Raw genomic sequence first — 17,518 nt, forward strand, 5'->3', positions numbered from 1 at the left:
TGATTTCCTGTTTCTTTTGTAAACGTGCTAACTGCTTTTTACGACGTGATTTCATTTCGCTACCTCTTTCATTTTTAATTTGAATGTTCTTGATCCACGAGCGTTTGTTTTGTATGTAACCTCAAAACGTTCATGTACACCTTTTTCACTGCATTTCAAAATATTAATCAGATCGTTTTTAGCTTTATCTTGCCGCTCTTTCCAATATTTAAGTTGTTCACCTGCTGTCTCGAAATCTTCAGCATAAGTAAGAGAATGTGAAGGTAATATAATATGGTCGCCTTCAATAGATTTTTCGTAAATTTCTTTCAAACTATCGGTGGTTGGTTTTAAGCCATCGACTGCTGGGGGGATACGTTTAGCTACAAAGTTATTCCAAAATACATCGCACTTTTTGATAGCCATTTTTATAATGTCTTCATCACGTTCAATTGTTTTGAATTCGAATTTATTACCGCCGATTAATACAGCGATATGCCATCTTTTATATCCTGTAACAGCCATATAATGTTGACATTGTAGGATGTATTGAGTCGGAATATTATCACCTTTCCATTCACCCCGTTTATATTCGCTAGTAGTCTTGCATTCTAGCCCCTCTTTTCGCCCGATTAATTCTCTATCAATATTGGCCATCATAAATGGATACTTTTTGCTACGTAACATTTCGTTTTTGCGTCGCACCTTCAAACCTGTACGTTTCGTAAATTCACGGGCCACAATATCCTCAAGGACATTACCCCAATACGCATACTCTGATTGTGGTTTTTCTTTTAATTCACCGATTTTATCTAAATATAGTGACATCGGCGAATTCCAATCACTGAGATTTAATACCGCTGCTAAATCACTACCACCAATGCCTTGACGACGTATCTCTAACCACTCTTCACGAGTTAAATCAGTTGTTCTTGCAATTACGTCATACGGTTTACTCATGTAGCCAATCCTCCTGTTATGTGATATACTGACTTCGACTTTTTTTATTTTCGTTTGACTCCTGCTGCAACAGGGGTCTTTTTTTCGTTAAGATAGTTATTTAAATCTTCCGTTAATTCTTTCTCTAATTTGAGTACCTCTAACTTCTTACTTAGATATAAATGCTCTTTCGCAAAATATTTAAAACCCTGTCGATCGTTGTTTAGCATCGCTTTCCACTGATTGTTTACAGCTTGATTCATTTTCTCAACGAGCAACATTTCTTCTGTTTTAGCCAACCTTCTCACCCTTTTTGATGATCTTGTCCAAGATATACATTCTTACCTTAATGCGGCATTTATCCTCATTGTTTGCAAAATGAAGCATACGAAGTAATCTAGCATAATCAGCGAATGTTGCATTCTGATAGTTGATATTTAAGTACATCACTTTTCCTCAACCTCCTTTCTTTTCCGTATCTCCTCGCATTTTCTAGCAAAGAACTCTGGACAGTTTCTTTGGAACCAAAGCGACATTTCACGCTTCGTTCTTTCTGGAATTTGCGGTGGTTTGACTACGATCTCCTTCATATTCTTCCTCCTTCAAATCGTTTGTTGCTTATACTTGAAATTCCACATCCACCTTGACTGTAATATCAACTGGTATTTCTTTCGTAACGCGAATAGACGCTGGATGTACCCCTTTTTCGATTAGTTGAGATACGATTTCTTTCACTTCTTCTTGTGTTTCGCATTCGTAAACAGACGTTGCGAATGTAGTTTTATTGATTACTAGATAATTTTGTTCTTGCATGTTGTTGCCTCCCATTTTTCTTCTCCTTCTAAACCATCGGTCTCCAGCCTTCGATAAACTTCATAGCTTCCTCGAAATCTTTCTTTAAAATGTCTCGATAACTATTCACATCGAATGCGTCTTTTAAGTTTTTACCTAGCAAACCAAATAACTTACGTGTAGTGTTATGAACTTCTTTATCAATATGACCGTTGTTCCATAAGAAATAGATACGTCTTCCTTTTGCCTTTTCAAGCACTCGTTGTTGACCGTAATCGATGGTTAATTGTTCCTCGATAACTTGCTCTAAGTTTGTCACGCGTTTATTTAAATTACTTGTTCCTGCTGCAATAAGCTCAATTTGTTTGAACGGGTCAGTAGGGATTTGTTGTTCTCTCATATTGAAATATCCGTCTACAAATTGATCGTATAACTCCCACGCTGTATCATCTTCGAGGATTTTTAATAGTTTTGCGTATCCTCGTTCAGATAAGAGGTATATGTTATTCGATTTAGAAACCATCATTTTGCTTAAAATATTGTGGTCCGTTAAACCGACCTCAAATATCGTTCCCTTTAAATCAACAATATCGATACCATCTTTAAATCGTGAACGGTTTTCGTTAATTCGTAGATTGATATGTTTGACTTCTTTCTCGTGAATTTCAGCAATTTCTTTCACTAACATTGCTTTTTTACCTTCACCAAAACCACCCTCGATTCCAGTGAATTCATATCCTGCGACATGTTGTTTACCTAAAATATGTAGTTCATTCGCTACTGTTAATTGATCTGTCATTGTGCAATTTCCTCACTTTCTAAAATTCGATTAATTTTTTCTTTCACTTTCTTGCCGTCTCGCTTACCTAACAGAATATCTGATAGATACGGACCTGAGATGTTTAGCATTTTGGCTAATTCCGCTTGTTTCATGCCATTTACAAATAGCCACATTTTCACTTTTTTACCGAATGTTTTATCCATGTTGATAACTCCTTCTATTTTTTAGCTAATTTTTTAGCTTTCTATTGACTTTAACTAACTTATTGAATAAAATAAAGGCATAGCTAAATAAACCTACATTAATAGCCTTTTAACGTTGGGGAACGTGGCATATCGGCTTTGATTTGTAGTGTTTCGAAAGCTAAATAACTAGCTTATGTACAAAGTATATTATTCAATACGTTAGTTGTCAACACCTTTTAACTAACTTATTGAATAAATATTTTCGTGCGGGCTTGGAAGGTTGATTTATATGGGAATTACAGAAATTATTAAGCAACTTTGTCAAAACAAAGGTATATCTGTATCTAAATTAGAAGAAGAATTAGGTTTTGGACAAAACACTATCTATCAATGGAAAAAAAGAACTCCTTCTGTTGAACGTGTACAAAAAGTAGCTGACTACTTCGATGTTTCAACTGATTACTTATTAGGAAGAACAAAAAAGAAATACTGGGAACTTACCGAAAAAGATGAAAAGGACATCCAAAAGAAATTAGAAGAATTAATAGAAGATATGAGCAATGCTGATGCTCTTGCGTTCTCTAAAGGATCTGAGCCGATGTCAGAGGAAACAAAACGCCTACTTATCGTATCTTTAGAAAACTCGCTTAGATTAGGAAAAGAAATGGCTAAAAAGAAATTTACACCTAAAAAGTACCGTAACGAAGATTGATTGGAGAGGATCTAATTGGTTTCAAAACATCAAATCGATTCAAAAATAGACGAACTACTTAGACGATACAATACCAGAGATCCGTTCCTCATTGCTGAAGAAAAAGGAATTGTTGTTATCACCGAAGACTTGGGGGATATTTTTGGGTACTATCATAAAGTATCTCGTATCCCTTTTGTACATATTAATGAACGACTTTCTTATCAGAATCAAGTTTTCACTTGTTTTCATGAATTAGGTCACGCTATCTTTCATCCGGATGAAAATACCCCTAAATTATCTTTGATATCTCTTTGCTCTGAAATTCGTATAGAAGCTGAAGCGAATTATTTCGCAACAAAATTTCTTATCGATGGAAGTCATCACGATTACTACATTCAAACAAAGCAAGAATTATTACAGTATTATGGAATCCCTAAACAAATGGAGCGTTTTATTTAAGGAGGAATAAACTATGGCTGTAGGAATTTATATTCGTGTAAGTACACAAGAACAAGCTTCCGAAGGACATTCTATTGAATCACAGAAAAAAAAGCTCGCTTCTTATTGCGAAATACAAGGGTGGGATGACTATCGTTTTTATATAGAAGAAGGTATTTCTGGTAAGAATACCAATCGCCCTAAACTTAAGTTGTTAATGGAACATATCGAAAAAGGCAAAATAAATATATTGTTGGTGTATCGTTTGGATAGATTGACTCGTTCTGTTATCGATCTACATAAATTGCTGAATTTCTTGCAAAAACATGGATGCGCTTTTAAATCAGCGACTGAAACGTACGATACAACAACAGCGAACGGTCGTATGTCGATGGGTATTGTATCTTTATTGGCGCAGTGGGAAACCGAGAATATGTCGGAACGTATCAAACTAAATTTAGAACATAAAGTATTGGTTGAAGGTGAACGTGTTGGTGCTATTCCTTATGGGTTCGATTTGTCAGATGATGAAAAACTCGTTAAAAACGAAAAATCAGCCATTTTATTAGACATGGTTGAAAGAGTAGAAAATGGGTGGTCTGTAAATCGAATTGTTAACTATCTTAATTTAACAAACAATGACAGAAATTGGAGCCCGAATGGTGTGTTGCGATTATTAAGAAATCCGGCGCTATATGGTGCGACAAGATGGAACGATAAAATCGCTGAAAACACACATGAAGGTATCATTAGCAAAGAACGTTTTAATCGATTACAACAGATACTAGCGGATAGGTCTATACACCATCGAAGGGATGTAAAAGGCACTTATATATTTCAAGGTGTATTGCGTTGCCCTGTATGCGATCAAACCTTATCAGTTAATCGATTTATCAAAAAACGAAAAGACGGAACAGAGTATTGTGGGGTTCTGTATAGATGCCAACCTTGTATTAAGCAAAACAAATATAACCTTGCTATTGGTGAAGCTAGATTTCTTAAAGCACTAAATGAATATATGTCAACTGTGGAATTTCAGACTGTAGAAGATGAAGTTATTCCTAAAAAAAGCGAGCGTGAAATGTTGGAAAGTCAACTACAACAAATCGCACGCAAACGAGAAAAGTATCAAAAAGCTTGGGCATCAGATTTAATGAGTGACGATGAATTTGAAAAATTAATGGTTGAAACTCGTGAAACTTATGATGAATGCAAACAAAAATTAGAGAGTTGCGAAGATCCTATAAAAATAGATGAAACATATTTAAAAGAAATTGTGTACATGTTCCATCAAACCTTTAATGATCTAGAATCAGAAAAACAGAAAGAATTCATATCGAAGTTCATACGAACTATTCGCTACACTATCAAAGAACAACAACCGATCAGACCAGACAAAAGCAAGACTGGAAAAGGGAAGCAAAAAGTGATTATTACTGAGGTCGAGTTCTATCAATAACGGTTGTATTTGTAGAACTTGACCAGTTGGCCCTGTAAATACGAGCAATCCATGTGAGTGATGTAGAAAAGAGAGAAGTTTCTTCGCTGAGCTCGGGAATAAAGAGAGGTGTGATAATGGTTGGATAGACGCTTGCAAATGCAAACGAATAACGAGGCTTTCCAAATATACTGTAGGAAGTGTAGATAATCGTAAATGTACTTCTTGACCATCAATTTGTAAATAAAGTGAGCCATTTTGTGGTTTACGCCTTTCTCCAATATCCATAGAAGCTAAAAACTTGAAATGCGAAATGAGTCTCTCTCCAAACTGCTTTTCAATATAATGTTTCGTCATTAAGTCCTGTCCAATGCGCAATTGAATCATTACATTCTCCTGATTGGGTACAATGTGTAAATCAGATGCCTGTACTGCACAAGCTTCTCTCATAATCTTATTGGCAAAGTGTTCAATATCATTCATTAGACTCCCTCCTCACTATGTATATATCACGCATACACCAAAAAGAAAAATAACAAAATTCTTATTTTCTCTATACTAAAAAGCTAAAACACATTTGTGAAATTATGAACAATTTCTGAATTGTTGACTAAATTTACCTATAGGCAATATTATCTGTATTATAATGTTAATATCTTGGATAAAGTTAAAAAGGTGGAGATCCTAATGGAACAAGCTTTAAAAATTACAGGTGTATTATCTGATCCAACTCGTTATTACATTTATAAATATATTTCACAAAAGCATAGTTATGTAACGGTACAAGAAATTGCCGAGGAGTTTAATATTCATCCGAACGTAGCACGTCTGCACTTATCAAAATTAGAAGATGTAAATATGTTGAAATCGGAAACAAAAAAAACAGGAAAAGGCGGAAGACCAAGTCGACTATATATATTATCTGAAGATGTAATTCAACTTCAGTTCCCATTTCGAGACTATCAATTATTAGCAAACATTTCCTTGAATGCTCTCCTTAGCCTTGGTGAACCTGGAAAGAAAGCGCTATACGAAACCGGTAAACAGTTAGGTAAAGAAATTATGGAACAACATCTGCATCGTTTGAATGTTCATGAAGATTCTTTAACATTAGAACATAAAGTACAAATTGCAAAAGAAGCATTATCAACCGCTGGCTTGTCTCCTTCATTTGAATTAAGTACAGATGGTACAAAAGTTTTCTATAATGTGTATAATTGTCCGTTTAAAGAAATTGCGGTTCATCATCCAAATGAAGTTTGTAATATGCATGGAGATATGATGAAAGGGGTTTTTGAAGTTCTATTCCCTCATATGGAGTTGCAGCGCCATGATAATTTACTAGATGGTTGTAAATCTTGTAACTACACAGTGAATCTTTAATATTACGTTAAACAAAATGTGTCAAAAAGAAGTCAATTTTATGTGACTTCTTTTCTTTTTTTCGCAAATATTTACAATAGTAAGAAAAATAAACTATAATAAGAAGGGGATTACTTTTTTTAGAAAAGGAGGGAGATTGCATGGAGCGCATGTTTCGCGTTCTTGGCTTTTGGACTGGAATTTTCTCAGTAATGTTTTACTTAGGGGATATGTACGCTACAGCACTACTATTTTTAGGACAAACAGGATTTTTTGTACTTTTAAGTTATTTAAAATTAACAGAGCGTATGTATATATACGTATTCGGAGCATATTTAACAGTCTTCTTCATCGGATTTACATACTATACAACATTTTTATTTATTCCTGGAACTGGACATTAGAAAGATGGCAACTTGCCATCTTTTTTTATTTTCCACAATCACCTAGTTGACTTATAGGATTTCTTGAAATATATTTATATAACAGATGGAATGAAGGGGGAATCAACTTGAATACACTGCTAATCGGAATTAATATTGCCGTCATGCTCATCTTAGTTAGCGTATTATACTATATGCAACGTAAGCATGTATCTTTTAATAAACGTGTATTTACTGCTTTAGGAGTCGGAATTACATTTGGTCTTATTTTACAATTTATTTACGATCCTACTTCTAAAGTTATCATTGAATCAAACAACTGGTTTAGTTTAATTGGTAGCGGTTATGTGAAACTGCTACAAATGATTGTTATGCCACTTATTTTAGTTTCTATTATTTCAGCATTTACGAAATTAAAGTTAACAAATAATCTTGGTAAAATTAGTGGACTGATTATCGGTATTTTAATCCTTACAACGGGAATTGCAGCCGCTGTCGGTATCGCTGCAAGCGCGGGATTCGACGTACAGGCAACTGGTTTACAACAGGGCGATGCAGAAACTGCTCGTTTAAAAGCGGTAGAAGAGAAATTTACTTCTATCGAAAAAACACCAGTTCCACAAAAATTGTTGGAACTACTACCTACAAATCCGTTTCTTGATTTAACAGGCGCACGTCCAACTTCAACAATTTCTGTTGTCATTTTCGCTGCTTTCATCGGCATTGCTTATCTTGGCGTAAAACGTAAATATCCAGAGCAAGCAGATGTATTCAAAAAAATGCTTGATGCTGTATATGCGATCGTTATGCGCATCGTAACATTAATTTTACGCCTTACACCATACGGCGTGTTAGCTCTTATGACAAAAACAGTAGCAGGTAGCGATGTAAATGCAATTTTAAAACTTGGTAACTTTGTTTTAGCATCTTATGTAGCTCTTATTGTTATGTTTATCATTCATTTATTATTAATTGGACTATCTGGTTTAAATCCAATTCAATATGTAAAAAAGGTATTTCCAGTATTAACGTTCGCATTCACTTCTCGCTCTAGTGCTGGTGCAATGCCATTAAATATTGAAGCACAAAAAGAAAAACTTGGTGTTTCAGAAGGAATTGCAAACTTTGCTGCTTCATTTGGGGTATCAATCGGTCAAAACGGTTGTGCTGGTATTTACCCAGCAATGCTTGCTATGATGGTCGCTCCAACTGTTGGAATCGATCCATTACAGCCACAATTTATTTTAACGTTAATCGCTGTTGTTGCAATTAGCTCATTCGGCGTTGCTGGCGTAGGTGGCGGAGCAACATTTGCAGCATTAATCGTACTGTCTACAATGAACTTACCAATCGGTATTGTCGCTCTTGTTATCTCTGTGGAACCATTAATTGATATGGGCCGTACAGCTCTGAACGTAAGCGGATCTATGGCAGCAGGTCTTATTTCTAGTAAATGGCTTGGTGAGTTAGATCATCATACTTATAACCAAACTGAACAGACAGAAGAAGTTGCTTCATAATAAAAAGACTCTAACATGATAAAACATGTTAGAGTTTTTTTATTCTTTTCTTTGTCTTTCCAACATCATCCATCACTAAAAAAAAGAATCGTCCCTTCCACTATGGCACACTTTTTCATCGCCTATCGTCCGTTCTTTTACAAATAGCCATTTTTCTCGCACCATGCATGAAATTGTCCTACATCTATCCCCACTAAAATAATATCCTTTAACTCTATATCAATAGCATGATTATCAATGACAATCATGAAGGTTTGACCTGACTGTTTTTCCACTTTCTGTACAATTCCCATTTTGTTTCGATACGGTCCATCTTTTATATATGCTTTTTGTCCTACAATATCAAAGTTCAAGACTCTCACCTCTTTTACTGCAAATCTATTAGAAAGTTTCCTTTCATTACGTTATTTCTGTATATATATGATAAAACGAAAAAAAGAGTCCTTCCTTTATTACAATTATTTTTTCTTTATTTCATTTTGGTAAATTATACGTAAAAATATAGATTTCTGCATTTGAAAACGTTTTCTTGTTATGTTTACATGTTATAATAAAAAAAGCAGAACTTCGTAAAGAGGGAGACAAATGGATATAAAAATTATTACAAAAGTAATCGAAGCATTAAAATCTTATGGATTTCAAGATGCAACATACTGCGAAGAAACAAAACAATTTTTATTTCATAATCAAACTGATATTATGAACGGCTATGCAGAAATCACATATAGTAGTCAATTTGAAAAATTTAACGTGCAAATTCACCCGATTGAAACACATCATCAAGCAGAGTTACAAGAAGTTGAAAAACACATTCAATCTTGCATACGTAAAGTAGAATATTTAAACGCTCTTCTTACAGGACAAAAAAAACTAAATGAAAAAGTTATGATGATGTAAAAAAAGAACGTGATAATTATCACGTTCTTTTTTTATCATCATTTATTCCATTTCCATCTTTTCTTTCAATGGCAGACCTGCCACAGACTCTAATACATCCATCGCTTCCCCAATTGTCATATCAAAAATAGCCTTGTCTTCCATGTACGGAAATTCTTTAAATCGCTTTTCCATTCCCTTTACAATATCTGATGTAAATAACGAACTATCAATGCCAAACTCCGTTTCCAGAAGAACAATCCAATCTAAAACATGAAATCCTAATCCGTTTATAAATGTAATCAGTTTCTCTTTAGGCTGTGAAGTTAAAAATACATAACGCTCCATTTCTCCAAATAGCTGTTCACCTAAAACGTCTGCGATTTCCTCATCATGTTCATGATTCACAATTTCATCATACCCATAGTCATCAACAAGCTCTTCTATTTCCTCTCCATCTACACAAAGTAATTGACTACGACTTGCATCCTTTTTAAATGCACTTTTTTGTACAACTTCTAAAAAACTTGTGTTCCATCCCTCTTGTAGTTTCATCTTAATAACTCCTTTATTTTTAAATATATACTTTGCTGAAACTTCTCTTTCGCTCTTTCATTACAAAGTCTCACCTGATCAGATAAAGCAGAAGCATGACATATAGACTGATTCACATACACAGGTGGATCAATGAAACGAGCCTTTCCACCTTTGTAACAAATATCATAGTCTTGTCTATTCTCTTCTAATAATACCCCTGGACGCAATTTATGTAACAAATTTGTTATCTCATCATCTTGACATCGTTTTAATTTTTCAAGTAACTGCTCATCCTCCAATAAGAAATCTTCTATATCAATTCGCTTTCTTTTTAATGCAATCTGTAATGCTTTCGTCAATAGATAGTCACTATACGAACCTAATGGATGTAAAAAGAAATCAATTGTTTCTTTATAATATACTTCTGTAAACCACTCAGCAGCTTCTATAGACCGTAAACAAATTTGTTGTTCTCGAACAATTAACTCCTTTAAAAAAGTAGAAACTTCTTGTTTTGAAATCATTCCATATGTATATAAATCGCGAAGCGTATAATCTATTCGATCTGCACATAAGGCTGGTAATGGCTGTTCTAATAGCTTCCATTGTTCCCAATTTTGAAGTACTTTAGAATCATATCCATACTTTTGTAAAATACGAGGTATATCTGAATTTTCGATAACTGTTTCAAAAATAAGTTCATGATAGTCCTCATCTTTTTTATGTAACACTCGATCAACAACATGTGAAAAGGCTGTATGAGATACATCATGTAACAAAGCTGCAACCTGTTCAGCTTCACTTCCCCCTAACATTTTCACAAGAAGCATAACACCGACAGAATGTTCAAAGCGGGTAACATTCCAATTTGTGTTTACTAAAAAACTAGCCCCAACTTGATGAACTTTTTTTAACCTTTGCATTGCTTTCGTTTCGATAAGTTCTTCTAATATACCGCCTATTTCAAAAGTGCCGTACACCGTATCATGAATTTGCATTATACCTCATCCTTACTTGTAATATAAGAGACAAACGCCTCAATCTCGCCTTGAAAAATATGAATCTCTGGTAAGTGGTAAAAGATCGTTTGAAGAGAATTATGTTTATGATACAGGTAAATTTTTTTTCTCTAAGGCAATCGCCATCCCAAGCTCAATATGACTACCATATCCTCCATCTAACCAAAGTAGAAAAACATCAGCTTCTTGTATCGCTTGTTTTTCTGCTTGACCAATCTTTTGTAATTGTTCTTTCTGTACAGCTCTTTCATTTTGCGTCCAATCATATGTATGTTTCCAATCTATTTCTTTTAACTTACTCGCTACAAACCGAACGAGGTCTTTATTTTGAAAACTGGAAGCGATATAGAAATTCATCTAAATTAACTCTTTATTTACAGAAGATGAAAGGAAACTCTTTTTATCACGAAAGACTTCAATAGATTGAGTCTGGTCAAAAGAAATCCCCATCTTTATAACTTATTTTACGTTTAAGTGATGGGGCGTCTCATGGTCTTCTTTTATTTTCTGTTTTTTATGATTTTCATGCGCTAACATATCTAACTCAGCTGTTATTTCTGATTTCTCTAAATTTCTTTCTTGTGAAAATTTCCTCGAAATATAAACAATAACACTACCAACGTAAAGGACAAAACATATAATAAGAGCAGTATTTTCATAGAGACTCAGCTCCATCATAGTCACTCCTTATCCATTCTTATTTTCACACTTAAAGAACGAGCATTTTCCTATAAATCTCTGTTATTTTAACATAAATATAGTTTTTCTTCGAATCTTTCACGCTATAAAAAAGCATGACTTTTCATCATGCCTTTAAAATAAATTTTATACTCGTTTTGATTCCTTCTTTTCCATTATAGTTTCTTCGTTCTTTTTTATACACCTCATGATTACAATATCATTTATCTACATGTTTTATAAGAGAGTCTGCTGCTAAATCTTCCTCATACCATACCGATGCATATCCTTATCTTTCAAAAGACCCATTCTTTTCACACTATAGTACACTAAAATACCTTGCTTCAGGATGAGAAAATACCATAGCTGTTACAGATGCCTCTGGCTCCATCATAAATCCTTCTGTTAATGAAATACCTATTTCCTCGGGATGAATAAGGCGAAATAACTTTTCCTGGTCAGCAAGTTCAGGACATGCAGGGTAACCAAAGGAAACACGAATTCCTCTATATTTCGTACGGAACCGCTCTTCCATCGTCATCTCAGGAGCGTCTGGAATCCCCCAGCGATCCCGAATTAACATATGTGTTTTTTCAGCGAGCCCTTCGGCTAGTTCTAATACTAACGATTGAATTGCATGACTGCGTAAATAGTCTCCCTTTCTCTTCCATTCCTCCGCAACGTTGCGAACTCCTTCTCCAACTGTAACAGACAAGAAGGCAACATAATCCATCTCCTCACCAACAGGACGTAAATAATCCCCTAACGTACGATACGGCGCTTTCATTTGCCGTGGGAATGAGAAACGCTCTAATACGCGTGTATGATTTTCTGGGTCATAGATGATAATCGTCTGTCCATCACTTTGAGCAGGGAAAAATTGATATATAGCTTTTGGACGTAACCAAGATTGTTCTTCCTGCAATAACTCATCAATTAAATCATTTAACTCATGTGCTCGTTTGTCACCTTCTTTGAGTAGTTTTTTTACATTTCCTCTTAAGCCAAGGTGATGCCCGATTAACATTTGCCTATTTAAAAATGAGGAAAGATGTGAAACAGGAATATCACGAAGAACGATTCGCTTTGTTGAATCTGGTACCATCACTTTCGCTTTTGACAACGGCTCAATCACTGCTGGAATTTCTACTTTCTTCTCCTCTTGTTTCACAGTATGAAGATGACGCTCTTTTTTATTCTGCTTCATTTTCTCTCGTTCTTCTTCTTTTTGTAACCGATTCATAATATCAAGACCTGTCATTGCATCACTTGCATATAATACAAGCCCATCATAAGAAGGAGAAATACGATTATCTGTAAATTTTCTTGTTAATGCCGCACCCCCTACAACAATCGGGATATGAATATTTGCTGCTTTTAAATCTTCTGCAGTTGTAACCATTTGTTGCGCTGACTTGACTAACAAACCAGAAAGCCCAATGATATCGGGTTTCTTTTCCTTTACTTCTTGAATGATACGATCAGAACGAACATTGATTCCTAAATTAATAATTTCATACCCATTATTTGACAAAATAATATCAACAAGGTTTTTCCCAATGTCATGCACGTCCCCTTTTACAGTCGCTAATAACACTTTCCCTTTTTTAGCGCTATCACTAGATTCCATATGTGGTTCTAAATAGGCAACTGCCGCTTTCATACTTTCAGCACTTTGCAATACTTCCGCAACGATTAGCTCATTATTATTAAACAATCGACCTACTTCATCCATACCTGTCATGAGCGGTCCGTTAATAATATCAAGAGGTTTTCTCCCTTCTGCAAGCGCGCGGCTTACATCATCTTGTAATCCTTGCTTCGTCCCTTCTACAATGTAGTTTGCTAGTCGTTCATCCAGCGTTAATGTTTCTTGAACAACCACATCTTTCTTTTTTGCACTTCTATAAAAGTTCGTAAATTCTTCTAATGTTTCTTTCGTTGTTTCAAATAATAGCGCATCCGCGAGCTTTTTCTCTTCCTCTGGAATAGAAGCATAGCGCTCTAATTTTTCTGTATTTACAATCGCATAATCTAATCCAGCTTTTGTCGCATGATATAAAAATACGGAGTTTAATACTTCACGCCCAGCTGGCGGTAATCCAAATGATATATTACTGACTCCTAAAATCGTTAAGCATTCTGGTAATGCTTCCTTAATAAGACGAATTCCTTCAATCGTTGCGGCTGCCGAGCCAATATATTCTTCATCACCAGTTCCAACTGGAAAAACAAGCGCATCGAAAATAATATCGGAAGGACGTATCCCATATTTCTTCGTTAATAATTCATAACTTCTTTTTGCAATTTCTAACTTTCTTTCTGCACGAACTGCCATTCCTTCTTCATCGATCGTTCCGACTACAATGGCGGCACCGTATTTTCGAATAAGCGGTGTAACCTGCTCAAATCGTTCTTCTCCATTTTCTAAGTTAATCGAATTAATAACACCTTTTCCTTGTATATATGTAAGAGCCTTTGCCATAACTTTTTCATCTGTAGAGTCAATCATAATGGGTACTTTTAAGACTTTCGTAACTTCCGCTAAGAAGTTTTCCATATCTTCAACTTCATCACGATCGGGATCTGCCATACAAATATCGATAATATGTGCGTTTTTCTTCACTTGCGCTCGTGCAATTTCTGCTGCCTCTTCAAAATTCCCTTCCGCTACTAATCGTTTAAACTTTCTTGAGCCAATTACATTCGTTCTTTCTCCAACAAATAATGGTCTCATCGAATCATCATATTGCAATGCCTCTAGTCCACTAATTCCATGTCCTACTCGCTCATTGTACTGACGAGGCTTACAAGATAATAACGTCTCCTTTATTGCTCTTATATGTTCTGGTGTTGTGCCACAACAACCTCCAATAATATTAATCCATCCTTCTTCAGCAAAACTTTTCACCTTTTCAGCAAGTGAAGCAGGCGACTCATGATAATGACCATCTTCATCAGGAAGACCTGCATTAGGATAACAAGAAATATAACATTCTGACAACTCAGAAAGAGACCGAATATGTTCGCGCATAAATTCTGGTCCAGTTGCACAATTTAGTCCAACTGATAATGGCTTCATATGTTCCACCGATAAATAAAACGCCTCAATTGTTTGTCCTGCTAAAGTTGTTCCCATCGGCTCAATCGTCCCAGAAATCATAAGAGGCACTGTTTGATGTAACTGTTCAAATGCATTTTGAATTCCTAAATAGGCTGCTTTTACATTGCGCATATCTTGACTTGTCTCAACAAGCAATAGATCGACCCCTCCGCGTAGCAATCCTCTTGCTTGCCTTGTATAAGCTTCCATTAACTCGTCAAAAGTTACACCCCCGGTGACACTAATCGCCTTCGTTGTTGGTCCCATTGCACCAGCTACATATACTTCTTTCTGACTTTCTTTCACAGCTTGCCTTGCTAAAAGTGCCGCTCTTTCGTTTAACTCTTCATCTAAATGAGACAATTTATAATCACTTAACACGATATTCGTCGCACCGAATGTATTGGTCTCAATGATATCCGCACCGGCATCAATATAGGCCTTATGGATATTCAAAATAAGATTTGGTCTTGTCTTTACTAAATATTCATTACATCCTTCGTATTCTTCACCACCGAAATCATCAGCTATTAAATCGGCTTGTTGAATCATCGTTCCCATTGCACCATCTAATATTAAGATTTCTTGCTGCAACCTTTCTTCAATTCGTCTCATTTCTTACTTCCTCTCTCACTTCTTGTTTTTCCTTTACATATTTCACAAGATGTTCTGTAATCTCATATTTTAAAAATGGCGTAATAAGGTAAATGCCATGAAAATATTTCAATGCTTCATCAATTAACTCCTGTGCAATACCGATCCCTTCTTCAATCGCATCCGCTTCTATTTCATGTTCTCCCATTCTTTCTCGCACTTGATCTGGAAGCGTAATCCCCGGTACTTCAAAATGAAGAAAATCTGCATTCCGTTTGCTTACTAGAGGCATAACTCCAATAAAAATAGGTTGTTCTAAATGTTTCGTTTCTTCGTATACTTCATAAATCAACGCCTTATCATAAATGGGCTGCGTTAAGAAATATTCAGCACCCGCTGCAATTTTTCTTTCCATCCGCTTTACTGCAGCTTTTAAATGTCTTACATGTGGATTAAATGCCCCTCCGACAGAAAACCTTGTTGCCGGACCAATCGATTTCCCTAAAATGGATCGACCATCATTCATCTCCTGAATCATCTTAATAAGCTCAATAGACGATACATCATATACAGAAGTAGCCCCTGGAAAATCACCAACCCGAGCTGGATCACCTGTTAAAGCGAGTACTTCTTCCATTCCTAGCGCTGATAATCCAAGTAGATGCGATTGTAATCCAATTACATTGTGATCTCGGCACGTTAAATGAGTAAGTACTGGTATATCGTGCTTCGTTAATAACGCTCCCATCGCCATATTTGAAATGCGCGGTGAAGCTAACGAATTATCAGCCAATGTAATCGCATCAGCACCTGCTCGCTTTAATGCTTTCGCTCCTTCAAAAAAACGCTGTGTATCCAATGTTTTAGGTGGATCTAGTTCAACGACAACTGTCGTTTGTTTTTTCGCTTTCTCGGCAAGAGTACTATGCGATCGGGAGCGCTCCGAATGTACATGAATGGCTTGTGGCCTTGAAACAACCATCTTCTCTATAACAGGTACTTGTTTGGCAATTGCACGTTTCATTCTTTCAATATGTGCCGGTGTTGTACCACAACAACCTCCTAATAAACGAACCCCTTGTTCAATAAACTTTGGTGTCATCGTCTCAAAGTAAGCCGGACTTCCTTCGTATATATAGCGTCCTTCTATATAATTTGGAAGTCCAGCATTTGGATAAGCAGATAAATAACCGTCTTTCGGAATCGAGATCATTTTTAAAGCTTCCGTCATAGGAAGCGGTCCCAATTGACAATTTAGGCCGACCACATTTGCACCATCATGTATGAGTTGTGCTAATATCTCATTCACATCATTTCCATTTTGGGTCGTACCAGCCTCATGAAGTGCTAATTGTGCAACAATCGGAATATCTGTTTGTTTCCTTAGGACTTTGATAGCATGTATGAGCTCAAATTCATCATAAAATGTTTCAAGCAGTAGCCCATCTACCTCTTCTTCTATTAACGCTCCAGCCTGTTCAAGTAGCATAAATTCTCGCTCTATATTCGTTGTCGTAACAGCACCAATATGTTTCATTCCACCAATCGTTCCTAAAATCGCATTTTGCTCCTTAACTGCTGCTTTCGCGAGCTTTACTGCTGCTCTATTAATTTGTACAACTTGATTTTCTAAGCCATATGTACGCAATTTTGCCTCATTTGCACCATATGTATTTGTTTGGATCACATCAGCTCCAGCAACTACGTATTGTTTATGAATCGATACAATTAAATCTGGATCTGATATATTTAACTCTTCAAAACTACTTTGTAGTCCGTGTGAATGCAGTAATGTACCAATTGCTCCATCACCAATTACAATCCCTTTTGATAACAAATCTAGTAATTTCACTTATCTCCCTCTTTTCTATCAATATAAAAAGTCCCCCTCTTCACCTTGAAGAGGGGGACATCATCAATCCACCTCTTATCACGCAAAACGACTTGTTTTGCAGGTATTAGCACCGTTTCAAACGTATTGTTTGAAGGTTGCCGGGTTTCACAGGGCCTTTCCCTCCACCGCTCTTAATAAGAGTTTGTCCTTACTATTTATTTATGTTATTAAAAGGAAATCCGTTCTCCTTTTAATAACATTTGCTGATTTTCTAATAAAATTAGCATGCAAAAAAAGGAAAGTCAATAAAAATTAAAAAATATTCAAAATAAAGTTGCAATTCTTTTACCTTTTGTTGTAAAGTTA

Annotated in this window: 19 protein-coding genes, 2 pseudogenes and 1 riboswitch; of the genes and pseudogenes, 7 read left to right on the forward strand and 14 right to left on the reverse strand. The window is 35.6% G+C overall.

Going from position 1 to position 17,518, the window contains the following annotated elements; genetic code table 11:
- Positions 1-51 precede the first annotated feature (51 nt).
- The 6 genes from MR063_RS02485 to MR063_RS02510 form a co-directional block, all read right to left on the reverse strand.
- Positions 52-939, reverse strand: a complete 888-nt coding sequence (locus MR063_RS02485) for a YqaJ viral recombinase family nuclease (RefSeq protein WP_094396557.1) — start codon at positions 937-939, stop codon at positions 52-54.
- Positions 940-983: 44 nt separating this feature from the next.
- Positions 984-1,217, reverse strand: a complete 234-nt coding sequence (locus MR063_RS02490; RefSeq protein WP_094396558.1) for a hypothetical protein — start codon at positions 1,215-1,217, stop codon at positions 984-986.
- A 147-nt stretch (positions 1,218-1,364) separates the two neighbouring features.
- A complete protein-coding gene (locus tag MR063_RS02495; RefSeq protein ID WP_157671227.1) occupies positions 1,365-1,508 on the reverse strand; it encodes a hypothetical protein in 144 nt (47 codons plus the stop codon).
- Positions 1,509-1,536: 28 nt separating this feature from the next.
- Complete coding sequence (locus MR063_RS02500; RefSeq protein ID WP_210351774.1) at positions 1,537-1,731, reverse strand: hypothetical protein; 195 nt, start codon at positions 1,729-1,731, stop codon at positions 1,537-1,539.
- Positions 1,732-1,759: 28 nt separating this feature from the next.
- Complete coding sequence (locus tag MR063_RS02505; RefSeq protein WP_242136664.1) at positions 1,760-2,509, reverse strand: ORF6N domain-containing protein; 750 nt, start codon at positions 2,507-2,509, stop codon at positions 1,760-1,762.
- Positions 2,506-2,694, reverse strand: a complete 189-nt coding sequence (locus MR063_RS02510) for a helix-turn-helix domain-containing protein (protein WP_100064857.1) — start codon at positions 2,692-2,694, stop codon at positions 2,506-2,508. The genes MR063_RS02505 and MR063_RS02510 overlap by 4 nt, the downstream gene beginning before the upstream one ends.
- A 271-nt stretch (positions 2,695-2,965) precedes the next feature.
- Here MR063_RS02510 and MR063_RS02515 point away from each other — a divergent pair, with 271 nt between their 5' ends.
- The 3 genes from MR063_RS02515 to MR063_RS02525 are packed head-to-tail and all read left to right on the forward strand — an operon-like array spanning position 2,966 to position 5,267.
- A complete protein-coding gene (locus tag MR063_RS02515) occupies positions 2,966-3,388 on the forward strand; it encodes a helix-turn-helix domain-containing protein (protein WP_242145282.1) in 423 nt (140 codons plus the stop codon).
- A 15-nt stretch (positions 3,389-3,403) separates the two neighbouring features.
- Positions 3,404-3,829, forward strand: a complete 426-nt coding sequence (locus MR063_RS02520) for an ImmA/IrrE family metallo-endopeptidase (protein ID WP_242145283.1) — start codon at positions 3,404-3,406, stop codon at positions 3,827-3,829.
- Positions 3,830-3,842: 13 nt separating this feature from the next.
- A complete protein-coding gene (locus MR063_RS02525; protein WP_242193161.1) occupies positions 3,843-5,267 on the forward strand; it encodes a recombinase family protein in 1,425 nt (474 codons plus the stop codon).
- Between the two features lie 21 nt (positions 5,268-5,288).
- On the opposite strand, the pseudogene MR063_RS02530 reads toward MR063_RS02525, so the two are convergent.
- Positions 5,289-5,729, reverse strand: a pseudogene (locus tag MR063_RS02530) (ATPase, T2SS/T4P/T4SS family); the annotation flags it as partial.
- A 204-nt stretch (positions 5,730-5,933) separates the two neighbouring features.
- Here MR063_RS02530 and MR063_RS02535 point away from each other — a divergent pair.
- From MR063_RS02535 to MR063_RS02545, 3 genes are all read left to right on the forward strand, one after another.
- Positions 5,934-6,629 (forward strand): helix-turn-helix transcriptional regulator, encoded by a 696-nt coding sequence (locus MR063_RS02535; protein ID WP_242145284.1) that lies wholly within the window; start codon positions 5,934-5,936, stop codon positions 6,627-6,629.
- 140 nt (positions 6,630-6,769) lie between these two features.
- Positions 6,770-7,012 (forward strand): DUF2626 domain-containing protein, encoded by a 243-nt coding sequence (locus tag MR063_RS02540; protein ID WP_012095433.1) that lies wholly within the window; start codon positions 6,770-6,772, stop codon positions 7,010-7,012.
- A 143-nt stretch (positions 7,013-7,155) separates the two neighbouring features.
- Positions 7,156-8,511, forward strand: a complete 1,356-nt coding sequence (locus MR063_RS02545) for an L-cystine transporter (protein ID WP_277926628.1) — start codon at positions 7,156-7,158, stop codon at positions 8,509-8,511.
- A 137-nt stretch (positions 8,512-8,648) separates the two neighbouring features.
- On the opposite strand, the gene MR063_RS02550 is transcribed toward MR063_RS02545, so the two are convergent.
- Complete coding sequence (locus MR063_RS02550) at positions 8,649-8,864, reverse strand: DUF3912 family protein (protein ID WP_242145286.1); 216 nt, start codon at positions 8,862-8,864, stop codon at positions 8,649-8,651.
- 232 nt (positions 8,865-9,096) lie between these two features.
- On the opposite strand from MR063_RS02550, the gene MR063_RS02555 reads away from it, so the two are divergent.
- Positions 9,097-9,408, forward strand: a complete 312-nt coding sequence (locus MR063_RS02555; RefSeq protein WP_242145287.1) for a hypothetical protein — start codon at positions 9,097-9,099, stop codon at positions 9,406-9,408.
- Positions 9,409-9,450: 42 nt separating this feature from the next.
- On the opposite strand, the gene MR063_RS02560 is transcribed toward MR063_RS02555, so the two are convergent.
- The 6 genes and pseudogenes from MR063_RS02560 to MR063_RS02585 all read right to left on the reverse strand — a co-directional run bounded on the left by MR063_RS02560 (position 9,451) and on the right by MR063_RS02585 (position 17,170).
- The gene (locus MR063_RS02560; RefSeq protein ID WP_242193163.1) at positions 9,451-9,942 is read right to left on the reverse strand and encodes a hypothetical protein; all 492 of its coding nucleotides are present in this window, start codon (positions 9,940-9,942) and stop codon (positions 9,451-9,453) included.
- Complete coding sequence (locus MR063_RS02565) at positions 9,939-10,922, reverse strand: HD domain-containing protein (RefSeq protein ID WP_242193165.1); 984 nt, start codon at positions 10,920-10,922, stop codon at positions 9,939-9,941. The genes MR063_RS02560 and MR063_RS02565 overlap by 4 nt, the downstream gene beginning before the upstream one ends.
- Positions 10,922-11,300, reverse strand: a pseudogene (locus MR063_RS02570) (nucleoside 2-deoxyribosyltransferase). Before MR063_RS02570 ends, MR063_RS02565 begins: the two are co-directional and overlap by 1 nt.
- 102 nt (positions 11,301-11,402) lie before the next feature.
- Positions 11,403-11,621, reverse strand: coding sequence for a DUF3966 domain-containing protein (locus MR063_RS02575; protein ID WP_242145291.1), 219 nt, complete (start codon positions 11,619-11,621; stop codon positions 11,403-11,405).
- A 319-nt stretch (positions 11,622-11,940) separates the two neighbouring features.
- Positions 11,941-15,339, reverse strand: coding sequence for a methionine synthase (gene metH / locus MR063_RS02580; RefSeq protein ID WP_242193167.1), 3,399 nt, complete (start codon positions 15,337-15,339; stop codon positions 11,941-11,943).
- Entirely contained in the window at positions 15,326-17,170 is a 1,845-nt protein-coding gene (locus tag MR063_RS02585; RefSeq protein WP_242193170.1) for a bifunctional homocysteine S-methyltransferase/methylenetetrahydrofolate reductase, read from the reverse strand. Before MR063_RS02585 ends, metH begins: the two co-directional genes overlap by 14 nt.
- Before the next feature lie 72 nt (positions 17,171-17,242).
- Positions 17,243-17,353, reverse strand: a riboswitch (SAM riboswitch).
- Positions 17,354-17,518: the final 165 nt, after the last annotated feature.

It is taken from the genome of Bacillus cereus group sp. BfR-BA-01492 (assembly GCF_022662815.1).
In the GTDB taxonomy this organism is placed as follows: domain Bacteria; phylum Bacillota; class Bacilli; order Bacillales; family Bacillaceae_G; genus Bacillus_A; species Bacillus_A cereus_BD.